Origin of the sequence: Mycolicibacterium bacteremicum, from assembly GCF_002086115.1 — a bacterium.
GTDB lineage: Bacteria > Actinomycetota > Actinomycetes > Mycobacteriales > Mycobacteriaceae > Mycobacterium > Mycobacterium bacteremicum.
In genome coordinates this window covers 1-19,920 of record NZ_MVHJ01000036.1, presented here as the reverse complement: position 1 = coordinate 19,920, position 19,920 = coordinate 1, and the positions used below count along the sequence as shown (strand labels likewise).

The following is a 19,920-nucleotide window of genomic DNA, read 5'->3' as shown; positions in this document are numbered from 1 at the left end:
CACTTGCCTAGGCTGGGCCCTATCCGCACGCTCCGGCGTGGCCTGGCACGGCGATGCGGTACGGAGGGGCCCGGCAATGGATGTCGAGGTGGGCGACGTCGTACAAGCGGCGTACACCGGCGAGCTTCCCGAATTCTCGGAGGTTGAATCGCTGGTCGAGGCGGCGCATCGCCGCTGCCGGGCAGACACCGCCGGGGCCGTCGCGGACTACATCCCGGTGCTGGCCGAGGCCGATCCGAACTGGTTCGGTGTCTGCGTCGCCGAAGTCGACGGCGGCGTGCACACATCCGGTGACTGCGATATCGAGTTCTCGATCCAGTCGATCTCGAAGGCGTTCGTCTACGCGCTGGTGTGCGAGGAACTCGGGCATCAGGCCGTGGCGGAGCGGATCGGGGTGAACAACACCGGGTTGCCGTTCAACTCGGTGATCGCCATCGAGCTCAACAACGGCCACCCGATGAATCCCATGGTCAACGCCGGCGCCATCGCGACGACCGCGCTCATCCCGGGGGAGGCGCCACAGGCCCAGTGGGAGCACATCGTCCGCGGTCTGTCGGAGTTCGCCGGCCGCCCGCTCGAACTGGACGAGACGGTCTATCAATCCGAGGCGCAGACCAATCAGCGCAACCGCGCGATCGCCCGGTTGCTGGAAAGCTATGGCCGGTTGGATCTTGATCCGCTGGCGGTGGTCGACGTCTACACCCGGCAGTGCGCACTACGGGTAACGGCGAAGGATCTGGCCATCATGGGTGCGACGCTCGCCGATGGCGGCGTCAACCCGGTGACCGGGCGCAGGGTCGTATCGGCCGGGGTGTGCCGGGACACCCTGGCCGTCCTCGCTGCCACCGGCGTCGGATCACTCGGCTCGGCTCGCGCCCTGTCCGGAGTGTGTGCGTTCCTGATCGGCGGCACCCTCGGCACATTCGTCGGCTGGCGGCCGGTGTTCGTCATCGTGCTGGTCCTGGCCGTCGCGGTGTTCCTGTTCAGCTTCCGGTTGCACTCGGCCGCCGGTGACAAATCGGTCGACATCGACGTGTTCGCCGCGCTGCTGATCGGTGTGGCGATCGTGTCGCTGACGCTGGGCTTCAACAACCTGAACGGGTGGGGCGTGTTCCAGGCCAACCCCGAGGCCCCGTTCGATCTGTTGGGTCTGTCGCCGGCGCCGGTGTTGGTGCTCATCGGAATCGTGCTGGGGCAGGCGTTTTTCGTGTGGACGCGGCACCGCACCCGGACCGGCAAGGTGCCGTTGGTGAGCCTGTCGGTACTCGGGTCTTCGCGGGAACGAGCCGCCGTGTATGCCATGTTCATCGTGGTGGCGCTGGAGGCGGCGCTGAACTTCACGGTGCCGCTGTACATCCAGATCGTCCAGGGGCGCACGCCGTTCGACACGTCGATGGCGATGCTGCCGTTCAACCTGACCGTTTCTATCACCGCGACGCTGGTGGTGCGGTTCTACAAGCGGTTCACCCCACGGACCATCGGTGTCTTCTCGTTCACTCTGACCACCGTCGCGCTGGTCTGGCTGTCGGTGGTGGTGACCAACAACTGGGAGACGGCCCCGACGATCATCGGACTCATCGTCTTCGGCATCGGTCAGGGCGCGCTGGTGACCCTCGTGTTCAACGTCCTGGTCACCGCTGCGCCCAAGGAACTCGCCGGTGATGTCGGGTCGGTTCGCGGGACGACACAGAACCTCGCCTCGGCGGTGGGCACCGCGCTGGCCGGCGCCATGCTGGTCGGCATCCTGTCGCTCAACGTCGGCCAGGCCGTGATCAACGATGTCGAGATCCCGGACCGGCTGATCGCGCAGGTCGACCTGGACCAGGTGAACTTCGTCAGCAATGACCAGCTGCGCGAGGTGCTGTCCCGGACCGACGCCTCGCAGTCCGAGGTGGACGCCGCGGTGCAGATCAACACCGACGCGCGCCTGCGGGCGTTGAAGCTGGGGCTACTGATCCTGGCAGGGATCAGCGTCGTGGCGATCCTGCCGGCGTCCCGGCTGCCGGGGTATCGGCCCGGTGAGATACCCGAGAAACTCAGCGCAGCAGTGCCTTCCGGTGACGGCCCACCGCTACGGGACTGAGACTGTCGGCCCGCGACTTCGTGGGTGCGCTGCCCGGTGGTGGCCTCCAGTACGCTCTGACGTGCACACGCCCCCATAGCCCAATTGGCAGAGGCAGCGGACTTAAAATCCGCCAAGTGTCGGTTCGAGTCCGACTGGGGGCACTGAGAAAGACCAGGTAAAGGCGTTTTTTGGGTCGAACAAGTGAGCGGTCGACCACGCTTTCGGGTTCCGCGTCAGCAGCGCGTCAGCAATCAGTTGACTTAAGTCGGGAGCCCGCTGACGCGGCAAAGAGTGCGACCGGTGTGTTCGGCAACACAAACCCGGGTGCCGGTGCCTGCGCGCCCGTCCTCTTAGTCGAATCATCAGCCCCAGGACAGGGCAAGTTTTGGAAGCTGTCAGCAATGTGACAGATGAGGCATTTAGTGCAACTAGGAAACTGTGGCCGCTGGTAGCGCGATTTAAGCGCTGTGATGCAGGAAATGCGTACGACCCAGCAAAGCCATAAGGGTCCCATGGGGATCGAAATATGCAGTTAGAAGCTGACTTTCAGTTGTGTGCCAGCTACATATCGAGTTATGGTTGTGCGGAGCGCTCACTCAACCCAGATTCAATCGGAAGAGCTGAGCAAGATGTCCGTAGAGCAAGATGCCCGTCTATTCGGGCAGCATTTCGAGGTCGGTTGGTGCCTCGGCTTGTTGGTCGCCCGCAACGTGCACAAGCGTGCGCATGCAAGGAGTGCGGGCCAGTGAGCTGCAGGGCCTTCAGGTGTAGGACGTGACGCTGTCGGCTATCCCCGGCACCGTGGGCAGCATTCGCATCACACGCACCGCCCGGCGCAAGCGGGTGAAACGGGAGGACGGCTCACCGTCTGCCACCGTTCAGTGGGTCTACGGAACGCCCAAAAGCGATGCTTCCACTGACCGCATCGTGCCACTGGCCCCGTGGCTGGCCGACGAACTTCGGGACTACCTGACCGATGTCCATCCGTTCTCGGTCACCAATTCGGCCGGCAACAAGCATCACCCGAACGCCCCGCTGTTTCCCGGGAGGCGGAATCGCTATGTCTTCGATTGGGCCAAGCCGGTGTGCGCGGCAGCGCTGTACGAGCACTACCTGCAACCCGCCACCAAGGCGCTGGGTCTCGGAGCCGTGCGCTTCCATGATCTGCGGCACACGTTCGCTTCCATGATCTGCGGCACACGTTCGCTACCATGAATCTCAGCGCAGGGGAGCACTATATGCAGGTGTCAAAGTGGCTGGGGCACAGTACATTCGTTCTGACGCTGACTACCTACGCGGACTACATCAACGAAGATGACCAGGCCGCGCCAAAGGTCGGCCGAGGTGTTGTGGGGGTCGGGGCCAGCGTAATCCCACTTGCAAAGGCCAACTGAGGCCTTTGAAGGCGCACCGCGCTATCGTCAATCGAGGGCTTCGAGTGAGTACTTGATTGCACTCTCAGCCTCTTTGTAGAGTTGCGTCGCACGCGTTTCGTCGGCCTTTTCGAGGGGATTGGCGCGAAGGGATTCCCATATCTTGATTTCTGAGGCATGCAGCTTTGAAACTGCTGCAAAGGCGACTCCGAAGTTATAGATAGGCAACTTGGTAACGGCGACTACGTACTCGTCCGACAGGTCCCACATCGGCCCTGCAGCCATCTTTGTGATTTCTGTGGCGCGTTCGCCTGGTGCATCAATATTATTCAGACGTTCAAGGGCTCTGCTGTACTTAACAACGGCAGTCCAAGCATTATCAAGTACACGAACCTTTTCCGATCTTCGGTTCTCTTTCCGCGTTGTGCGGGTCGTTTTCGTGACGCCAAGGTAGGCGAAGAGTGCTCCGAGGATTGCAATAGTTGCTGCGATAACGGTTGCCCATGGTTGAGTCAGCCCGTCAGGTTGCGTTGCAGGTGAACCTGGATCAGCGGCAGCCCAAATTTCCCATAAATGCGTCATGGTTGTCGACGCTCCTCGCGTTTGGCTTTGTCCATAAATTCGTCGAAGGCGAACTCTGGATCATCCTCGAGCCGCTTCCTATATTGACGCTCCTCGTCGCCGGGAACTGTGTAGACCCAGATCCCGTCGTGCTCATCCTTGTAGTTTTCCAGCGTTTCGGCGATGTCGTAGAGAGCGTTTTCGATCGACCTTCCCTTCTTGCGCTCAATCCACATTGTGTTCCAGAACATCTTGACATCAAGGATTATGGGATTCGAGTAGCTTCGTTTGCCCGGTCCATCGACTCTGTCATCGAAGTCGACACGACCGACGTACTGGTCTTGCAGTGTGCCTTCGAAGTTCTCCCGCCGAACCGCGGAGTCCCACACTGTCCTCCATTCCTGACCTGGCGCGAGCACGGCGATCGCTCTCGGCATCAGAAGGTGAGTGACCTCTTCGTCAGTAGCTCTGCTCTTGTACCGGGCCACTTGAAGATCTGGCAATGTTATTTGGATGTTGTAAGCCGTTGTCTGCCCGAAGTTCTTGATAACTAGGTCTACATACCGTCGGATTTGGTGATGATCGACGAAAACGACGATCTCAGGCTGGGCTACACGCTCACGAGTCTCGCGGGCTTCCCTGACTTGCCCGCGTGCGTATATCGCCGCCAGGACCGCCACAATAACCGTGGCGGACTGCGCGATGGCTGCAACTGCCGCCCAGAAGTTCGCGTCCACGGTCACTCGGCCATTCCACGTTTCCTGAACTGACGCCCTTGTGGCGCCAGTCCTTTCAACCTGTCTTCCCGATTCTGGGTTCGCAGCGTGTAGGTAAGTCCCTGTCGCTGCCACGGGTCGTCCCATCGGAAATTGACGCGCTTCTTCACACCGTTGAGTTCCCATGCGAGATACTTCGGCCGCTGGAGTGTTCCTCGGATTGGGTTGTCCGGATTTTCAAATCGGACGTCGTGCCTTCCAGGGTTGAACAGAGTCAGACCGAAACTGACGTGTGCCAGGTCGACGATCGCGCCGCCTAGCCAGGTCTCGTCATGGAACACAAATGGTGCACAGCCCCACCAGTCAACATCGATGGCTTCCTTGATCTGAAACGGATCGAACCACATGCGGCGGTTCGTAGTGTCGGCAGCCACGCACAGCCCCCACGTGGGCGGCCAAGCAGCGCGGTCCAATAGCAAGTCAATTGCTTCCGTCGGAAACGAGACTTTCTTGTCCTGCTGAACCGTGAAGTGATCCTTGACTGCGTGGTTGAGAAACAGCTTCAGTACCCAGCGCTGCATGTCGTCGCCGGAGATGGTGATTTCCTCAGAGTCACCCCAATCGCCGGCTCCTGCGTTGTACTGAAAGGCGTTCCTGCGCAGGAAAGTAGCGAACTCGAGCGCAGCGTCGTCGGCATGGTGCAACCCGGAGTTGTGGTTCGTGCAGAGGATGTTGGCCTTAAACTCTTTCGGTTGCACGGGGTGTCCAACTCCCTTGCCGGTGCGGTGCTGAACCTTGTAGGCAGGGTCATTGTTGCCATACAACTTGATGAGCCCGTGCGACACGTAGTGCTCACCGGTGATCTTGGTCGAACACCCGCCACGCGTGTTGGCGTAGCACTTCTGATGGCTGAAGCCTTCGTCAGAATTCACTGTCGGCTGTGTATCACTCATCCTATGATCCGTTCATCCCGCCCCGACCCATGGTCAGCGCACCAAAACAACGTAATCGACGCGTCCGACAGATTTGCTGAGGACACGGCTGAGTCGGCCGACTGGCGGACAGTCCATGTCATCTCCGTCAGCAACGAGGCTGGCGTCGCTCTGTGTCAGCACCGCGTCAGCAGGCGTTCGGCAACCTGCGGACGTGCGGCAACGGACCGTGCTGCCTCTGATGGATCGTCAGCACCGTTTCTGTACCGTCTGAAATGCGCTTTTGTGGCCGCGGATGGATCGCGGCGGCCCAGTGCAGCTACCGCTGGAAAGCTGGCGTTTCCCGCTTAAAATCCGCCAAGTGTCGGTTCGAGTCCGACTGGGGGCACGCTCAAAGGCTTGCTAGAGGGCTGTTTCGGGTAGCTAGGTCGGCTAGGTACCGACGGAATTACCGGTGGGATACCGATCGCCTGGCGAGGGGAGACGTCCCCAGCTAACTGGCTACTTCGGGAGCGGCTACGTCGAAAAATGCGCCCTGATCTTGGGCTTTGTAGTTAGCCTTCGCCGTATGCGCATTTTCGCCACTGCCCTCTTGGCGGTGCTCATCGTTCCGGTGTCGGGTTGCGACGAACTATCGGATTTGTCGCTGCCTTGGGAGTCTGGCGACCCGCAGACGCTCGAAGCCGCGACTGCGGTGGCCCAGGAGTGGTCGGACCGTCGACAGGCGGGTGACTACGCGGGTGTTTGGCTGATGTTTACCGAGCAGATCCGCGACGGCATTAGTCAAAACGATTATGTGGTGCTTAGCGAAACCTGCCAAAGTTCGATCCAGATGATGCCGGTGACCGTTTCCGGTGTTCGTATGGAGGGTTCAAACAGAGCCGTCGTGCGCCTCAAAGCCCTCGGTTTTCTAGTCCAGTTCGATATGGCGTATGAGGACGGCAAATGGGCGGTGCCGCCTGATCCCGAGTTTGCTGCTGAACTCGGAAAGCCTGTTTCGCAGATTATTGCCGGACGAAAGGCTGAGCGTCGTTGCGGTGACTCGGACCTCGCGTCGCGGCTCGATACGCAAACTCCAACCGCGGCACCTGCGATACCGACCACCACGACGTCCAGACCCACGGCTACGGCCACGGCAACCCCAAAGCAGCGAGCCGCGAACGCTCGGACTGTTGACGAGTTCCTCACGGCAGTCCCGGAAGCGGCCGAGCGGCCGATTCTCTCGGGGCTCAGAGACCAAGGCTTCGGCTATCTGGATTACGAGTTGGTCAGCGTGGCGTGGGACCGAACGTGCTCGACATTCGGCAGCGCAAACGGAGCGAGCAACAAGGCGATCGCTGACGCGAAGGACGCACTCATTGGCATGCGGTTCACGCCAGCCGAGTCCGACGCGATTCTCGGCATTGCGCTGGAGCTGAACGGTTCGGCTGGCATCGAAAGCTGCCCGTAGAACGACCTTGGTGACTCAAACCGGGGCGGGCGTCTGAAGGTGCCCAATGGCCGAGGGCGAAGAAGACCCGCCCCGGTTGAGGTCTAGGGACCGCCGTACGGCACCCCTGCACGGCAGCTGCACGGTTGCCCGGTTCGGCCCAAGGGTCGGGCCGCTCGACACGATCTTCCGACCCGCGTTGGAGGCGGTCGGTCTACCTGCGAGCCGACCCGCGACGAAAGATGCGCCGGCCACCAAGGGCGTACGGCTGCATGACCTCCGGCATGCGTCGCGGTGCTCCAGCTCTCGGCGGGTGAGCACTTTATGCAGGTATCGAAGTGGCTCGGGCGCAGCACTTTTACCCTGACCCTGGACACCTACGGTGACTACATCCCCGAGGAGGACGGTGGCGCGCTCAACACGCTGCCCGAGCCGACCGTCCCGGCGAAGCCGACCGATGAGTTGCCGAACAATGTTGTCAATCTGCCTCGGCAGCAGGCGAATTAAAGCAGGCGGTCCTCGACCTCGCCAGTGCCGGTTGGCGAGAGCGTGACCGATCCGTCGGTGGAGTACTCGACCCACTTTGCTTTGTGAAGAGCGCGGAGAACTCGCTTGTAGTTGTCCAGTCTCGGCTGCTCCAGCCAGTCGGCCAGGACCTTGTCCTGGACCGGCCCGGTCGTCGAGTAGAGAAGCAGCAACGTCTTGTCGGCCAGCGGTAGGTCGGTCTTGAGTACGCGCTTCTTGTTACCTACCTCCCAAATTGTTGGGACAGTTCGTTCGACAAGTGCGGCGACGGTTGCTGTTGCGTTGACGACGCTGAGTCCATGGAAGATTCGGACGAACTCAGCCATGACCCACTGCGAGCAGTGGAGAACGAGCTCCGCGTCCATGTGGTTGGAGGGGACATCGCCGCCGATGTGACCGACATTGCGATTGTTGCGGACGTCGTAGAGTACAGCCAAGATTCGTGGAATTAGCACTCGCGCGGAATGGGGCGAATTGGCTGGTGGGTACTTCTGGTTGTCGGTCGCGAATGCGTCGCACTTGGCCTTGAAGTTGGAAGGCTTATTTGCATTCGCCGGAAACGTGCCTGTCGTGATGCCCAGCAGCACATTATAGGCAACTTCGCTGAATCTGCCGCCATCGAGACCGCTTGCTTTCCAGCGACCTTCGCGGTAATTGCGAACGATATCGTCGTACTCGTCGAATAGTTCGTCTTGGAGCCCTTGTGGAAGCGAAGCTAGAGCCTTTGCCCGATCGATCATTTCTTGGGTTTGGCTGCTTTAGGCAGGTCGTGCTCGACGTAGTTTTGGCCAGCCCACACGGTCTTGATGTCGGTCATGTCGCTGGTGTCGAGCCATCCCAGCGTCCCGGCGACCTGAAGCTTGTTCGCAGGATTAGCCGGGTTCTTCCATCCGATAACATTGAACGCCGCGATGACGTCGCCCGTAGATATCTTGCGCTTCAGTGTATTCTGCATGTAGTAGACCGCCACAAGTGCTTTCTCTTGAAGTGGGCCTGGGTTCTTCTGCGCTGCAAAGTCTTTCCACGCAGTTTCGCCTGGTGGCGCAAAGTTGATGTCCTTTGTCGGTGAGAAGTTGAGCTTCTTGGACCCGGACTTCTTGGCCGCTTTTTTTGGCCCACCCGACACGCTCGCGGGTTTGGCGGGCGTGTCTAAGTCGACGGTGTCGTCCGTGGCCTGCCAACCGGGAGGTGGCGGCGGTGTTGGCGCGGGCGTGCCGTTTTGTCCATTAAGCGCTAACTGGATCGCTGAGGGGATGGCCGAGGAATTGATCTCGTGCTCGAAGCTCATTCCTGGCCCGGTGATCTTGAGTACGAACTTGCCGGCGGATGCGGCGTCATCGGTCATGCGGTTCCCCTGGATCGCGTGTCAAACGTGAAAGTCCAGGTTACAACGATAATGCGACAATATTGACGTTTGCGATACCGTTGTATTGGCGTGTCGCTACGCGCGTAGCCAACTCAGAAATACCGGTGAAATACCGGCGACCAGGGATCTACCGGAGCCCGCCCGCAACCCAATCTAGTTACGCGAGAAATATGTACTTGCAGCAAATTTGTACGATTCAGCGAACTATTTTCGGAGGTCGCGGGACCTGCCGAAAACCCGGAAGCCCCTACTTAAAATCCGCCAAGTGTCGGTTCGAGTCCGACTGGGGGCACGAGCGCCGCAGCCGGTGCCTACGACTCGCAGGCCACCCCGTTGCCGTCGCGATCGAGGTCGTAGATGTCGTTGCCGACGACGGTCACCGGTCCCTGGACGTATGACGGACCGTTCCCGCTGCCGCCGGCGCAGTCGACGTCGCTGTCGACCGGCACGCACGCGCCGGAGTAGTTGGAGTCGCACTCCTCGGCCTGGGCTACAGGCGCCACCGCGAGACCGGCACCGATCAAAATTATCGCCAACGTCAGTTTGTTCACGGTCGGGAACGTTAGACGACCTCGACAAGTCCGCATAGCGTTTGCTGAATCTGTTCGTTTGGTGGAGGTATCCGCCCGCCCGGCTACTCTCGCGACATGGCATCACCACGGGTAGCGGTCATCGGGGCGGGTCTGTCCGGGGTGGCGTGCGCCCGCGCGTTGCGGCAGCGCGACATCGTCGTCGACATCTTCGAGCGCGGCCGCGCCCCGGGTGGCCGGATGGCCTCACCGACGCTGCACGGACGCCGCGTCGACATGGGCGCCGCCTACTTCACCGCCAAGGATCCGGAGTTCGTGTCCATCGCCGAGGACTGGGTCACGCGCGGGCTCGCCCGCCCGTGGACCGACACCTTCAACGTCATCTCCCCGGATGGGCAGGACGTCACCGCGGGCCCGCTCCGCTTCGCGACGCCGGGCGGGCTGCGGTCCCTGGTCCGCGACCTGCTTCCCGACGGCGTCCAACTCGAGTCTGCAGTCGACTCCCTGGACACCCTCACCCATGACGCCACGGTGCTGGCGATGCCCGACCCGCAGGCCGCGCGGCTGGCACCCCACGCCTGCGAGTGGGTGGACTACGAACCGGTGATCGCCGTCGCGGCCGGCTGGCCGCAGCGCACCTGGCCGTTCGCCGACGCCGCCTTCGTCAACGACGACCCGGACATCGCCTTCATCGCCGACGACGGCGCTCGCCGCGGTGACGGTGCGCCAGTACTGGTGGTGCACACCACGGCGACACGGGCGCGCGAACACCTGGACCGGCCCGAGGACGCCGTCACCCCGGTGCTCACCGCGCTCCAACGCCTTCTGAACATCGACGCCGGACCCTTGTGGACACACGCGCACCGATGGACGTTCGCGAAACCCGCAGGCACGCACGGTGGTGCCGAGTTCGGACTGTCGACCGCCGCGGGGCGACGCTTGGGGATCTGCGGGGATGCCTGGTGCCCGTCGGGTGCGCCGCGCGTTGAGTCGGCATGGCTATCGGGCAACCGGCTGGGCGCCGCGCTGGCGGCCGCCCTGAGCTAGGAGGCGGCGCCCCGGCAGCGGCGGGAACAGTAGCGGATCTGCTCCCATTGGCCGCGCGACGACCACTTCTTGCGGTTGTGGAACGGCCGACCGCAGGTCGCGCAGATTTTCACCTCGGTGTTCTTGCCCAACGCCTCGTTCTCCTCGCCGACAATCGTGGCAGAGGTATACCCACCGCGCGTCGTGTCGAGCCGCGGGATCCGCAATGAGTTTCGCCCGCCCGGGCAGTCTGATGGTCATGGGAAAACTGATCTACGGCTTCAACGTCTCGGCGGACGGCTACATCGCGGATGCGCAGGGCAACATCGACTGGTCCGATCCCAGCGATGAACTGCACCAGTACTGGAACGACTTCGAGCGCGAGACCGCCGTGTCGATCTACGGCCGGCGGCTCTACGAACTGATGTCGGCCTACTGGCCGACCGCCGAGGAGGCGCCGGACGCCACCCCGCTGATCGTCGACTTCGCGCGGGTGTGGTGCGCGATGCCCAAGGTCGTGTTCTCCCGCACCCTGGAGTCCGTGGAGTGGAACTCCCGGCTGGAGCGTGGCGATCCGGTCGAGGTGGTGACCAAGCTCAAGGCCGATACCGACGGGCAGATGGAGGTGGCGGGTGCGACGCTGGCCGCCCCGATCGTGCAGGCCGGCCTGGTCGATGAGTTCCGAATTGTCATCGCACCCACGCTGGTCGGTGGGGGAACCCCGTTCTTCCCGACGCTGCCGTCGTGGGTCTCGCTGCGGCTACTGGAAAATCGCACCTTTCCCGGCGGCACGGTCCTGCTCCGCTACGAGACGACACGCGACTGAACGCGTCACCGCAGCGACTGTTCGCCGGCCGGGGCCGTCACCTCCGGATCGGGTTCGGCGGGATGCCGTTTCACGAACCACTTGTTGGCCAGATAGAGCAGGATCACCACCGCCCAGGACAGCAGGCTCAACACCAGCTGCGAGCGCAGCGCGGTATCGATGAACATCTGCACCAGGATCGCGACGATGCCCAGTGCGGTGAGCACCGACAGCACGGGGAACAGCCACATCTTGACCCGCAGCTCCGAATCCGGGGTCCGGTAGCGCAGCACGATCTGTGAGATCGAGATCAGCAGGTAGACGAACAGGATGATCGCGCCGCTGGAGTTGAGCAGGAAGGCGAAGATGGTGTCGGGGGAGACCGCCGCGGCAATGACGCAGAGAAAGCCGATCACCGATGAGGCCAGGATCGCGTTGGCCGGCACGCCGCGGCGGGTCACCTTCACCAGTGCCGGCGGCGCCTCCCGACGCTGGGCCAGCACGAACAGCATCCGGGAGGCGGTGTAAAGCCCGGAGTTCAGGCAACTCAGCACCGCGGTCAGCACGATGGCGTTCATGACGTGGTCGGCGTACGGGATGCCCATCTCGGTGAACGCCGCGACGAACGGTGACGCGGCCACGCTCTCGTCGTTCCACGGCACGATCAGCACGAGCACGAGGACGGCGCCGACGTAGAACACCAGGATGCGCAGGATCACCGAGTTCGCCGCCTTGGCGACGGCCCGTTCCGGGTCGGCGGACTCGGCCGCGGCGATGGTGGCGATCTCCGCGCCGACCATCGAGAAGATGACGGTGACGATGCCGACGGTGATCACCCCGAAGCCCAGCGGCATGAATCCCCCGTGACTGGTCAGGTTCGAGAAGTCCGCGGACTTGTCCGGCCACAGTCCGAAGATGAAAGCCGAACCGAGCGCGATGAATCCGATGATCGCGGCCACCTTGATGCCGGCGAACCAGAACTCGAATTCGCCGTAGGAGGCGACGGAGAACAGGTTGGTGGCCGTCATCAGCACCATGAAGATCAGCGCCGACAACCACAGCGGTACATCCATCCAGTATTGGATGATCTTGGCTCCGGCGATGGCCTCGAAGCCCACGACGATCACCCAGAAGTACCAGTACAACCAGCCCACGGAGAACCCCGCCCAGTGGCCGAGGGCATTGCGGGAGTAGTCGGCGAAGGATCCAGTGGACGGGTTTGCGACCGCCATCTCGGCCAGCATCCGCATCACCATGATGATCAGCACGCCGGCCAAACCGTAGGTCAAGAACGCGCCAGGTCCGGTATCGCCGATGACCACGCCGGACCCGACGAACAGCCCGGCGCCGATCACGCCGCCGATCGCGATCATGGTCAGTTGCCGCTGGCTGAGCGACCTTTTGAGGGTGGGTGCCTCGCTCATGAAAACCTCCGACGCCGTCCGGGTGAAAATCGATCGGAGTGGAGTACCCAGCTGTGATCGCACTCACTCCCGGCGATCAGGCCGGCGGGCCGTCAGGCCGGCGTCGCGTGATCCAGGTCCTCGCGGCCCGCTGTCATGACCCAGCGGATGCCACCGACCAGTACCCGGCCCGACACTCGCACCACCGTCGCTTCCAGGGGTGGGAAGTACGGCAACCACAACGGTTTCCGTGCCCAGCTCGGCAGCATGGCCACCGACGTGGCGGCCAGCGCCGCATAGGGAGCGCGGGCCGGCAGCGGCAGCGGCGGTGTCAGTAGCAGGAAGCGGGCAGCATCGCGGGCGGCCGCGGTGCTGCGCAGTTCCGGCCGGTACGCCTCGATGCGATCGCGCAGTTCGCGCTCGGTGCGCGGCGGGTGCGGTACGCCCAGTGCCTCGGCGACACGGGCGGTGTCGGCGACGTAGCCGTCCCGGCCGGCCTGATCCAGCGGCCGGGCGCCGTAGAGCTGGTGCGCCAGCAGGAAACTGTCGATCTCGGCGATGTGCACCCATTCCAACAGGTGCGGATCGGACGCATCGTAGGGTCGGCCGTCCGGCGCCACCCCGTGCACCCGGCGATGGATGCCACGCACCTTGTCGACGGCGCGTTGCGCGTCGGGCGCCGCCCCGAACGTCGTGACCGCCAGAAAGGTGCTGGTGCGCTGCAGTCGACCCCATGGATCGCCCCGGTAGTCGGAATGCTCGGCGACCCCGGCCATCGCCAGCGGGTGCAGCGACTGCAGCAGCAGCGCCCGCAACCCGCCGACGAACATCGATGCGTCGGCGTGGACGCGCCGGATCGGCCGATCCTCGCCGAACCACCGGGGCCCGGGTGTGCCGTGGATCCGGGCGCGGTTGTCCGGCCCCTCCGGCCCGGCCACCAACCCGAACAGCGCGCGGCCCAGACCGTCCCTGACCGAACCCAGCTCCCGTGCCAGCACCATGACTACGACGGTACGTGGCGACGCCGGGTGACGACGAGGTGTGCAAAACCGGCGGCGCTGGGTGCTAGCGCTACCTGCGTGGGTCACGACAGCGGCATTGTTGCGGCGAACCCGCGCGGACAGGCTGGAGGTGTCACCGCAACAGGCAGGAGCGCACCATGAGCATCGCAGTCCGCGAGGATCTGATCCTTTCCCACGCCATCGTCACCGCCGATGTCGAGGCGCCGTTCGCACGGGTCGACATCGCCGAGTGGCTCAAGACCCTCCCGACGCACGAGTACCAGCGGTGTGCGCCGGGTGACCACAAGGCCGCCGGGTACACGGTGGACGATGACGGCACCCCGATGTCGATCAACGTCGAGATGATCGGCACCGGTCTGGTGGTGCAGCAGTACCGTTACGAGGTCGCCGAACCGCACTACTGCAAGATGGTGTCGCTGTCCGACATCCTCACCCCGGCCGGATGGACCACCACCCAGGTCATTTGGGAACTGAACATGGAACAGCTCGACGGCGACCGTTGCCGCTACACCAACACCGTGACCTCGCATCCCACCGAGGACTTCCTGAAATTCATTGCCGCACAGGGGCAGACCTTCGAGGAGGCGGCGGCCGCGCGTCAGGAGGCCTCGGGTGCGCACTGTCGGGTCGAGACCCCGCGCTATGCGAACAGCATTGCCCGCCGCGCATTCGGGCGCAGCTGAGATGGGGTCGGCAATCCTGTTCGATGCCCCCGGCCCGCCGGAGGTCCTACGGTGGCGGCCGGTCGATCCGATCCGGCCGCGGCCACACGAGGTGGTGATCGGCATCGCGGCCGCCGGGGTCAACAATGCCGACCTGATGCAGCGCCGTGGGCACTACCCCGTGCCGGCGTGGGCTCCGCGGCCCCTCGGACTGGAATGCGCGGGCACCATCACCGCCGTCGGTGCCGAGGTCTCCGGGTGGTCACCCGGAGACCAGGTGTGCGCACTCCTCGACGGCGGCGGCTACGCCGACGAGGTCGCGGTCCCGGCCACCCAGGTGATGCCGATCCCGAAGGGGCTCAGCGCCATCGAGGCCGCGGCCGTGCCCGAGGTCGCCGCCACCGTGTACTCCAACCTGGCCATGATCGCCGGACTGACCGCCGGCCAGGCGGTGTTGATCCACGGTGCCGGTGGTGGCATCGGCAGTTTTGCAATCCAATGGGCCACCGCGATCGGTGCCCGGGTGATCACCACCGCCGGCACCGACGCCAAGGTGCGGGCCGGCCTCGACCTCGGCGCACAAACCGGGATCAACTACCGCACCGAGGATTTCGTCACCGTCACGCTGGCGGCCACCGACGGCCGCGGTGTCGACGCGATCCTCGACGTCGTCGGCGCGGACTATCTGGCCCGCAACATCGAATGCCTGGCCCCGGACGGTCATCTGGTGACCATCGGAGGATCGACGGCCCCGGCGATGCTCGATCTGGCAGCGTTGATGTCCAAGCGCGCCAGCGTCACCGCCACCATGCTGCGGGCGCGTCCGCTCGACCAGAAGGCCGCCATCATCGCCGGCGTCAGCCAGGAGGTGCTGCCGCTGTTCGAAAGCGGTGCGGTGCGGGCGGTCGTGGACACCGTCGTGCCGATGGACGAGGCGGCCCGCGCGCACGAACTTCTCGAGTCCAAGCGCACGGTGGGCAAGGTGATCCTGGACAACGGCCGGACCTAGGCCGGCGAAGATCAGCGCCCGATCGCCGAGGCGATGGTGTCGATAGCTCCTTGCTTGCGCGCAAGCAAGGAGCTATCGTCGTGGCAGGCCCGAGATTGGAGACACCATGGCAGCGGCATCGACGGACCGTGTCACGACCACCGAGCAGCGCTTCCCGACGGAGTTCGTCTACTTCGACATCACGGACAAGCCTTTCGCCCGGGCGCTGACGGCGCGCCTCGGCGAGCTCTCCGGCGTCGACGTCACCATCGACGACACGCTGGCCGAGGCGATGGGCCGCGGCCTGGACCACGGCGACCGGCTGGGCGACGCCTGGTACGCCGACGCCCGGTCCCGGGGATCGGTCAGGCAGGCACGCGCGGAATTCACGACGGCGCTGGAACAGGGAATGGACGCGGTCGACGACCCGTCTGCCTCGCTGGTGGAACTGTTCCACCAGATCAACACCGATCCGGAATGGCTGGACTGGGACCTCTTCGATCGGGGTGCCCGGGTGTTCCGGCGCTATGGCAAGGAGCTCTACCCCTACTTCGGGATGGCCACCTTCGCGGGCTACCGCACGCCGTCGGTCACCAAGCCGCTGATTCTGACCGGCGCCTACACCGGCAACTCCGCGCTGAACAGGTTCTGGGAGACGTGTAAGCACTGGACCGACACCAGCGAACCCGGCGGTATGCGGCCTGGACATCCAGGATTCGTGACGTCGCTACGGGTTCGCTTGTTGCACTGCATGATCCGGTCGCGCGTCCTGGGGCACGGCGAATGGGATCGCTCCCGCTACGGTGTGCCGATCAGCCAGTTCAACATGTTCAGCACCCTGATGGCGGGGTCGATGATCGCCGGCCAGGACCTCAAGCGACTCGGCTACCGAACCAGCGACGCCGACATCGTGGCACTGATGCACATGCAGCGCTACATCGGCCATGTGATTGGGGTCGAGCCGGCGTGGTATCCGGAATCCATCGACGACGGCTTCCGTGCGATGCGGCTACTGGCCCTGGCGCAACGCACCGATGACAACGACGACAGCCGAGCGCTGTGCCATTCGTTCATGGACACCTACAAGCCACCGGCCGATGCCACCGGACTGCGTCGGATCGCCGCCGAGATCAACTACCGGGCACAACTGGGGCATGCCTACTTCTACACACCCTCGTCGTACACCAAGTCGGGGTTCCCGGATGTCGGCTGGTGGCGGTACGCCCCACTGCTGCGCGTCGTTCCGAACTACCTTCGCGACACCGCATGCCGGCAGAGCCCGGCGATCGCCGAGTGGGTCGACGAGCGACACCGGGCGTGGCGCCGGGCGGAGAACGCCCGCACCCTGGGCAGTGGCCGTGGGAGCTTCAGTCCGGTCGAAACGCTTTCCCGCTAACCTGGGCGGCGTGGTCGAGCCCAGAGACGCGGCACGCCGCCGACAGATACTCGAGTCCGCGACGGCGCTGTTCGCCCGTCAAGGGTTCCGCGAGACGAACCTCGGTCAGATTGCCGACGAACTCGGCTTCCGCCGACAGGCGGTCTACCACTATTTCCGCGCGAAGGAAGACATCCTCTACGAGCTGATCGCCGAGGCGGGGGAGGCGATGAACTCCTCGGCCGAACCGATATTCGCCGCCGATGACCCGCCCGATGTCAAGCTGGCCGCATTGGTGCGCAACCACGTGCGGGTGGTGTCGGCTGCCCCCAGCCAGTTTCAGGTCCAGTTCAACGAGTTGAACAAATTGAACAGCGACCGGGCCGAGCCGTTACGTGCCGGGATCTCGGCCTACATTCATCGGGTGGCGGAAGTCATCGCCGATGGGCAGCAGGCGGGCGTCTTCTTCGATGGGCCGCCGGTTTCGCTGGCATTGCTCATCATCGGGATGTGTAACTCGACCATCACCTGGCGTGACGGCGAGCGGGCGAACGCCGGGGTCGAGGAGACTGCCGAGAACGCGGCGCGCGTCTGCATCTCCGGCATCACCCGCACCCGAGGCTGAGCCGGACGCAGCGACGCCGGTCACTTCTTGACGAAGTTCGCGTTGATGCGTTGCTGTAGATAATCTTTGGCGCTGATCGGCGGATACTTGCCCTGCGGCCCGGCGACGGTCACCTCGCTGTTGGCCTGGGCGAAGAAGGCGATGCTGTAACGGGCACCACGGTGATCGGTCGGCCCGGGGCTGCGCACCCGGTGGAAATTCGAGGGCAACAGGTCGTCGCTCCAGCGCATCAGCATGTCGCCGATGTTGCAGGTGATCGCTTCATCGGACGGGTGCACCGACGTCCATTCCTGAGTGTCCCGCTCCTTGCCCGGGCAGACCTGCAGTCCGCCCTGCCCCTGCCGCTGGAACAACAGCGTCAGGCAGTCGAAGTCGGTATGGGCGCCGGCGCGCCAGACACCGGTCAGATCGGCCTCCGCAGGCAGCGGGAAATAGTGCAGCAGCCGCAGGGTGCTCTGGTAGGTGCTCGACGAGGGGTTGTGGGCACGGGTGAAGAAATCGCGCTCGAACCCCAGCTTGTCGGCGAACAGCGACAGCAACTGCATAGCGAGCGCCCAGCAGCGGTGCTCGAAATCGAGCATCGTGGAGGCGAATCCGGGCAGCTCCTCATCATCGGGCCAGAGGCCATCCATGTTGGACAGGGTGACCTGGTAGGACTCCTTCTGGTCGGGGACACCCACCGACGGCCGTATCTGGGTCAGCTGCTCCCACCCCGAGTTGTAGCGCTTGGGCCAACGGGATTTCACCTGCGGGGGCAGCGCGAAGAACCGCTCTGCCATGTCGAAGGCTGCCCGTACCCGGTCCAGGTCGATCCCGTGATCGACCACTTGGAAGAATCCGATATCGGTTGCCGCGCTCCATATCTCATCGGCAATCTCGTCGCGGCGGGTCGCCAGGTCGGTCAACGAGATACGGCGCACCTCGCGATCGCTCTCGGTGCCCAACGCGCCCATCGCGCGCTCTCGCTGCAATTCGGTCATCTCGACCATGTTCGGCTGTGTCCTTTTTTGTCGGCGGTCGGTCAGTTCATCGCGATCGACGAATCGGTGAACCGGTTGGTGAAGAGGTCCTCCACGGTCGTGTCGGTCGGAACGGTGTTGCCGGTGGTGGCCAGCACAGCGCGCAGGTCGTCGACATTGGCTGCGGTGCGTGCCGGGTCGTAGACACCGAACGAGCCGTCTGCCTCGGCGGCCAGCAGACCGGTCTCCACCAGGATCTGGGCTCCGTAGTCGGCCTCACCCTGGGTGTAGGGCGAGTAGGTGGGGTCCTGGCCGATGATGTCGACGATGGTCGCGTTGACCGCTTCCGGGGCGGCGGCGTAGTCCACGCCGGCCTGCTGGATGATCGGTACCAGTTTCTCCAGGCACGGTGCCAGCTCGTCGACCCGATCCGACCGCACCGTCATGTTGGAGGCGTAGATGTCGTAGCCGACATCCTTGACCAGTCCCCAGCCGACCGGCTTGCCCCACTCCGGGGTGTCGTGCTCGTAGACGTAGGGCTCGGAGTTGGCGAAACCCTGCTGGACGATCGAGGGATCCCCGACGAACCGGGCGGGTGAACCGTCGTAGCTGGGATCGATCTGGGATTGCTTGAGCATGCCCTTGGCGACCAGCCAGGAGGGGTAGATCTGGCCCTCGGAGGTGACGACGGTGGCATCGGTCTTGCCGATATCGGCGACGGTCGTGAAATCCGGATGCGTCGCCGGATCCCACATCAGGATGGCGGGGCTGTACTTCAGCAGCGGCGTGACCCCGGTGACGGGCTGATCGGCCGCGGCAGCCACCAGCATGTCACCGTGCACGATGCCCAGCATCAGCGCGTCGTCGAGGTAGAGCTGGGAGGGCACGGACTGGAACCCGATGGCGGGGCCACCGGCCTTGAGGGTCAGATCGACACCGGTGTCCCGACCGCCGGCCACCAGCGGCCCGGTGACGGACTTGTCGTTGGTGTCCACCTGATAGCCGGGCCCCAGCATGGCGAACAGCGCGCCCTGGTCGGACTGCGGCTGCCACTGCAACTGGACGCCGACATCGGCCGGACAGACATCGGCCAGTTGTTGGACCTCCGGGGCCGGCTCCAGCGCGACCGATCGCGGGCCGGTCTCCTCGGCGGAGGGTGTCTGCGCCGAGGAGCATGCGGTGAGCACGACGGAGGTGACGGCGGTGAGGGCAGCCGCACGGGACAGGGCTGATCGATTCATGGAAGTCCTCGGTAACCTTGGTGGGGGAGTATCGGCGAGCGCACCGCTGGGTGCCGACAATGCATGTAATCACGGTTTCTGTTGCAGCGGTGTAAAACTCGGCCCGCATGCACTATGTACGTCGGCCCAACTGGGATTTCACCGCGAAGTCTTACCTGCGATTTACCTTCGGAAACACGGAGGTAATACATGTAATCGAGTCTGGGTTGGACCGGATAGACGTCACGTTGCATGTAACTTCACGATCCGCCAGCCCCAGGAGTCTCCAGTGGATACGGCCCCCGCCCAGCCCCCCCCCCCCCCCGCCCCCCCCCCCC

19 protein-coding genes, 1 tRNA gene and 2 pseudogenes are annotated in these 19,920 nt (G+C 63.9%); 11 read left to right on the top strand and 11 right to left on the bottom strand.

Features of this window, described 5'->3' with window-relative positions; genetic code table 11:
* Positions 1-76 precede the first annotated feature (76 nt).
* The 3 genes and pseudogenes from glsA to BST17_RS25625 all read left to right on the top strand — a co-directional run.
* Entirely contained in the window at positions 77-2,083 is a 2,007-nt protein-coding gene (gene glsA / locus BST17_RS25635) for a glutaminase A (RefSeq protein ID WP_083061724.1), read from the top strand.
* A 69-nt stretch (positions 2,084-2,152) separates the two neighbouring features.
* Positions 2,153-2,226 (top strand) — tRNA-Leu (locus BST17_RS25630).
* Between the two features lie 571 nt (positions 2,227-2,797).
* Positions 2,798-3,459, top strand: a pseudogene (locus BST17_RS25625) (tyrosine-type recombinase/integrase); the annotation flags it as partial.
* 27 nt (positions 3,460-3,486) lie between these two features.
* Here the strand turns inward: BST17_RS25625 and BST17_RS29100 are convergent.
* Genes BST17_RS29100 through BST17_RS25610 form a run of 3 tightly spaced genes read right to left on the bottom strand, consistent with a single transcriptional unit; the run spans position 3,487 to position 5,668 of the window.
* Complete coding sequence (locus BST17_RS29100) at positions 3,487-4,020, bottom strand: hypothetical protein (RefSeq protein WP_133053600.1); 534 nt, start codon at positions 4,018-4,020, stop codon at positions 3,487-3,489.
* Complete coding sequence (locus BST17_RS29775; RefSeq protein ID WP_234807826.1) at positions 4,017-4,742, bottom strand: DUF8453 domain-containing protein; 726 nt, start codon at positions 4,740-4,742, stop codon at positions 4,017-4,019. Before BST17_RS29775 ends, BST17_RS29100 begins: the two co-directional genes overlap by 4 nt.
* Entirely contained in the window at positions 4,739-5,668 is a 930-nt protein-coding gene (locus tag BST17_RS25610) for a hypothetical protein (protein WP_133053599.1), read from the bottom strand. The genes BST17_RS29775 and BST17_RS25610 overlap by 4 nt, the downstream gene beginning before the upstream one ends.
* A 547-nt stretch (positions 5,669-6,215) precedes the next feature.
* On the opposite strand from BST17_RS25610, the gene BST17_RS25605 reads away from it, so the two are divergent.
* Positions 6,216-7,097: a hypothetical protein gene (locus BST17_RS25605; RefSeq protein ID WP_083061721.1), complete on the top strand. Its 882-nt coding sequence runs from the start codon at positions 6,216-6,218 to the stop codon at positions 7,095-7,097.
* A gap of 303 nt (positions 7,098-7,400) precedes the next feature.
* Positions 7,401-7,583: a hypothetical protein gene (locus BST17_RS29930; RefSeq protein WP_308214669.1), complete on the top strand. Its 183-nt coding sequence runs from the start codon at positions 7,401-7,403 to the stop codon at positions 7,581-7,583.
* On the opposite strand, the gene BST17_RS29095 is transcribed toward BST17_RS29930, so the two are convergent.
* From BST17_RS29095 to BST17_RS25580, 3 genes are all read right to left on the bottom strand, one after another.
* Positions 7,580-8,341 (bottom strand): hypothetical protein, encoded by a 762-nt coding sequence (locus BST17_RS29095; RefSeq protein ID WP_133053598.1) that lies wholly within the window; start codon positions 8,339-8,341, stop codon positions 7,580-7,582. The two genes, BST17_RS29930 and BST17_RS29095, sit on opposite strands and share 4 nt — an antisense overlap.
* Entirely contained in the window at positions 8,338-8,946 is a 609-nt protein-coding gene (locus BST17_RS29090; RefSeq protein WP_133053597.1) for a hypothetical protein, read from the bottom strand. The genes BST17_RS29095 and BST17_RS29090 overlap by 4 nt, the downstream gene beginning before the upstream one ends.
* A gap of 332 nt (positions 8,947-9,278) precedes the next feature.
* The gene (locus BST17_RS25580) at positions 9,279-9,518 is read right to left on the bottom strand and encodes a hypothetical protein (protein ID WP_083061716.1); all 240 of its coding nucleotides are present in this window, start codon (positions 9,516-9,518) and stop codon (positions 9,279-9,281) included.
* A 96-nt stretch (positions 9,519-9,614) separates the two neighbouring features.
* Between BST17_RS25580 and BST17_RS25575 the strand changes: the two genes are divergently transcribed.
* Positions 9,615-10,544, top strand: a complete 930-nt coding sequence (locus tag BST17_RS25575; RefSeq protein WP_083061715.1) for an NAD(P)/FAD-dependent oxidoreductase — start codon at positions 9,615-9,617, stop codon at positions 10,542-10,544.
* Here the strand turns inward: BST17_RS25575 and BST17_RS25570 are convergent.
* On the bottom strand, positions 10,541-10,657 hold the full coding sequence (locus tag BST17_RS25570; protein ID WP_234807829.1) for a DUF2256 domain-containing protein: 117 nt from the start codon (positions 10,655-10,657) through the stop codon (positions 10,541-10,543). The two genes, BST17_RS25575 and BST17_RS25570, sit on opposite strands and share 4 nt — an antisense overlap.
* Positions 10,658-10,782: 125 nt before the next feature.
* On the opposite strand from BST17_RS25570, the gene BST17_RS25565 reads away from it, so the two are divergent.
* Positions 10,783-11,349, top strand: a complete 567-nt coding sequence (locus BST17_RS25565; RefSeq protein ID WP_083061747.1) for a dihydrofolate reductase family protein — start codon at positions 10,783-10,785, stop codon at positions 11,347-11,349.
* Positions 11,350-11,405: 56 nt separating this feature from the next.
* Here the strand turns inward: BST17_RS25565 and BST17_RS25560 are convergent.
* Positions 11,406-12,752: pseudogene (locus tag BST17_RS25560) on the bottom strand (amino acid permease); the annotation flags it as partial.
* 92 nt (positions 12,753-12,844) lie between these two features.
* On the bottom strand, positions 12,845-13,732 hold the full coding sequence (locus tag BST17_RS25555) for an oxygenase MpaB family protein (RefSeq protein ID WP_207573718.1): 888 nt from the start codon (positions 13,730-13,732) through the stop codon (positions 12,845-12,847).
* 158 nt (positions 13,733-13,890) lie between these two features.
* On the opposite strand from BST17_RS25555, the gene BST17_RS25550 reads away from it, so the two are divergent.
* From BST17_RS25550 to BST17_RS25535, 4 genes are all read left to right on the top strand, one after another.
* A complete protein-coding gene (locus BST17_RS25550; protein ID WP_083061713.1) occupies positions 13,891-14,436 on the top strand; it encodes a hypothetical protein in 546 nt (181 codons plus the stop codon).
* 1 nt (position 14,437) lies between these two features.
* Entirely contained in the window at positions 14,438-15,424 is a 987-nt protein-coding gene (locus tag BST17_RS25545) for an NAD(P)H-quinone oxidoreductase (RefSeq protein WP_083061712.1), read from the top strand.
* Between the two features lie 106 nt (positions 15,425-15,530).
* Positions 15,531-16,799 carry an oxygenase MpaB family protein gene (locus tag BST17_RS25540; RefSeq protein WP_083061711.1) on the top strand — a complete coding sequence of 423 codons (1,269 nt, stop codon included), beginning with the start codon at positions 15,531-15,533 and terminating at the stop codon, positions 16,797-16,799.
* Complete coding sequence (locus BST17_RS25535; RefSeq protein ID WP_165762348.1) at positions 16,756-17,403, top strand: TetR/AcrR family transcriptional regulator; 648 nt, start codon at positions 16,756-16,758, stop codon at positions 17,401-17,403. The genes BST17_RS25540 and BST17_RS25535 overlap by 44 nt, the downstream gene beginning before the upstream one ends.
* Before the next feature lie 20 nt (positions 17,404-17,423).
* Here the strand turns inward: BST17_RS25535 and BST17_RS25530 are convergent, their stop codons facing one another.
* Together BST17_RS25530 and BST17_RS25525 are read right to left on the bottom strand one after the other, a co-directional pair.
* Positions 17,424-18,392, bottom strand: coding sequence for an isopenicillin N synthase family dioxygenase (locus tag BST17_RS25530; RefSeq protein ID WP_083061710.1), 969 nt, complete (start codon positions 18,390-18,392; stop codon positions 17,424-17,426).
* 32 nt (positions 18,393-18,424) lie between these two features.
* Positions 18,425-19,603 carry a nitrate ABC transporter substrate-binding protein gene (locus BST17_RS25525; RefSeq protein ID WP_083061709.1) on the bottom strand — a complete coding sequence of 393 codons (1,179 nt, stop codon included), beginning with the start codon at positions 19,601-19,603 and terminating at the stop codon, positions 18,425-18,427.
* Positions 19,604-19,920: the final 317 nt, after the last annotated feature.

Excerpts from the sequence above, each read along its gene's own strand:
- BST17_RS29100 (WP_133053600.1), bottom strand. The coding sequence starts at position 4,020 with ATGACGCATTTATGGGAAATTTGGGCTGCCGCTGATCCAGGTTCACCT.
- BST17_RS25605 (WP_083061721.1), top strand. The coding sequence starts at position 6,216 with ATGCGCATTTTCGCCACTGCCCTCTTGGCGGTGCTCATCGTTCCGGTG.
- BST17_RS25610 (WP_133053599.1), bottom strand. The coding sequence starts at position 5,668 with ATGAGTGATACACAGCCGACAGTGAATTCTGACGAAGGCTTCAGCCAT.
- BST17_RS25555 (WP_207573718.1), bottom strand. The coding sequence starts at position 13,732 with ATGGTGCTGGCACGGGAGCTGGGTTCGGTCAGGGACGGTCTGGGCCGC.
- BST17_RS29090 (WP_133053597.1), bottom strand. The coding sequence starts at position 8,946 with ATGACCGATGACGCCGCATCCGCCGGCAAGTTCGTACTCAAGATCACC.
- BST17_RS29095 (WP_133053598.1), bottom strand. The coding sequence starts at position 8,341 with ATGATCGATCGGGCAAAGGCTCTAGCTTCGCTTCCACAAGGGCTCCAA.
- BST17_RS25525 (WP_083061709.1), bottom strand. The coding sequence starts at position 19,603 with ATGAATCGATCAGCCCTGTCCCGTGCGGCTGCCCTCACCGCCGTCACC.
- BST17_RS25530 (WP_083061710.1), bottom strand. The coding sequence starts at position 18,392 with ATGGTCGAGATGACCGAATTGCAGCGAGAGCGCGCGATGGGCGCGTTG.
- BST17_RS25540 (WP_083061711.1), top strand. The coding sequence starts at position 15,531 with ATGGCAGCGGCATCGACGGACCGTGTCACGACCACCGAGCAGCGCTTC.
- glsA (WP_083061724.1), top strand. The coding sequence starts at position 77 with ATGGATGTCGAGGTGGGCGACGTCGTACAAGCGGCGTACACCGGCGAG.
- BST17_RS25550 (WP_083061713.1), top strand. The coding sequence starts at position 13,891 with ATGAGCATCGCAGTCCGCGAGGATCTGATCCTTTCCCACGCCATCGTC.
- BST17_RS25575 (WP_083061715.1), top strand. The coding sequence starts at position 9,615 with ATGGCATCACCACGGGTAGCGGTCATCGGGGCGGGTCTGTCCGGGGTG.
- BST17_RS25545 (WP_083061712.1), top strand. The coding sequence starts at position 14,438 with ATGGGGTCGGCAATCCTGTTCGATGCCCCCGGCCCGCCGGAGGTCCTA.
- BST17_RS29930 (WP_308214669.1), top strand. The coding sequence starts at position 7,401 with ATGCAGGTATCGAAGTGGCTCGGGCGCAGCACTTTTACCCTGACCCTG.
- BST17_RS25565 (WP_083061747.1), top strand. The coding sequence starts at position 10,783 with ATGGGAAAACTGATCTACGGCTTCAACGTCTCGGCGGACGGCTACATC.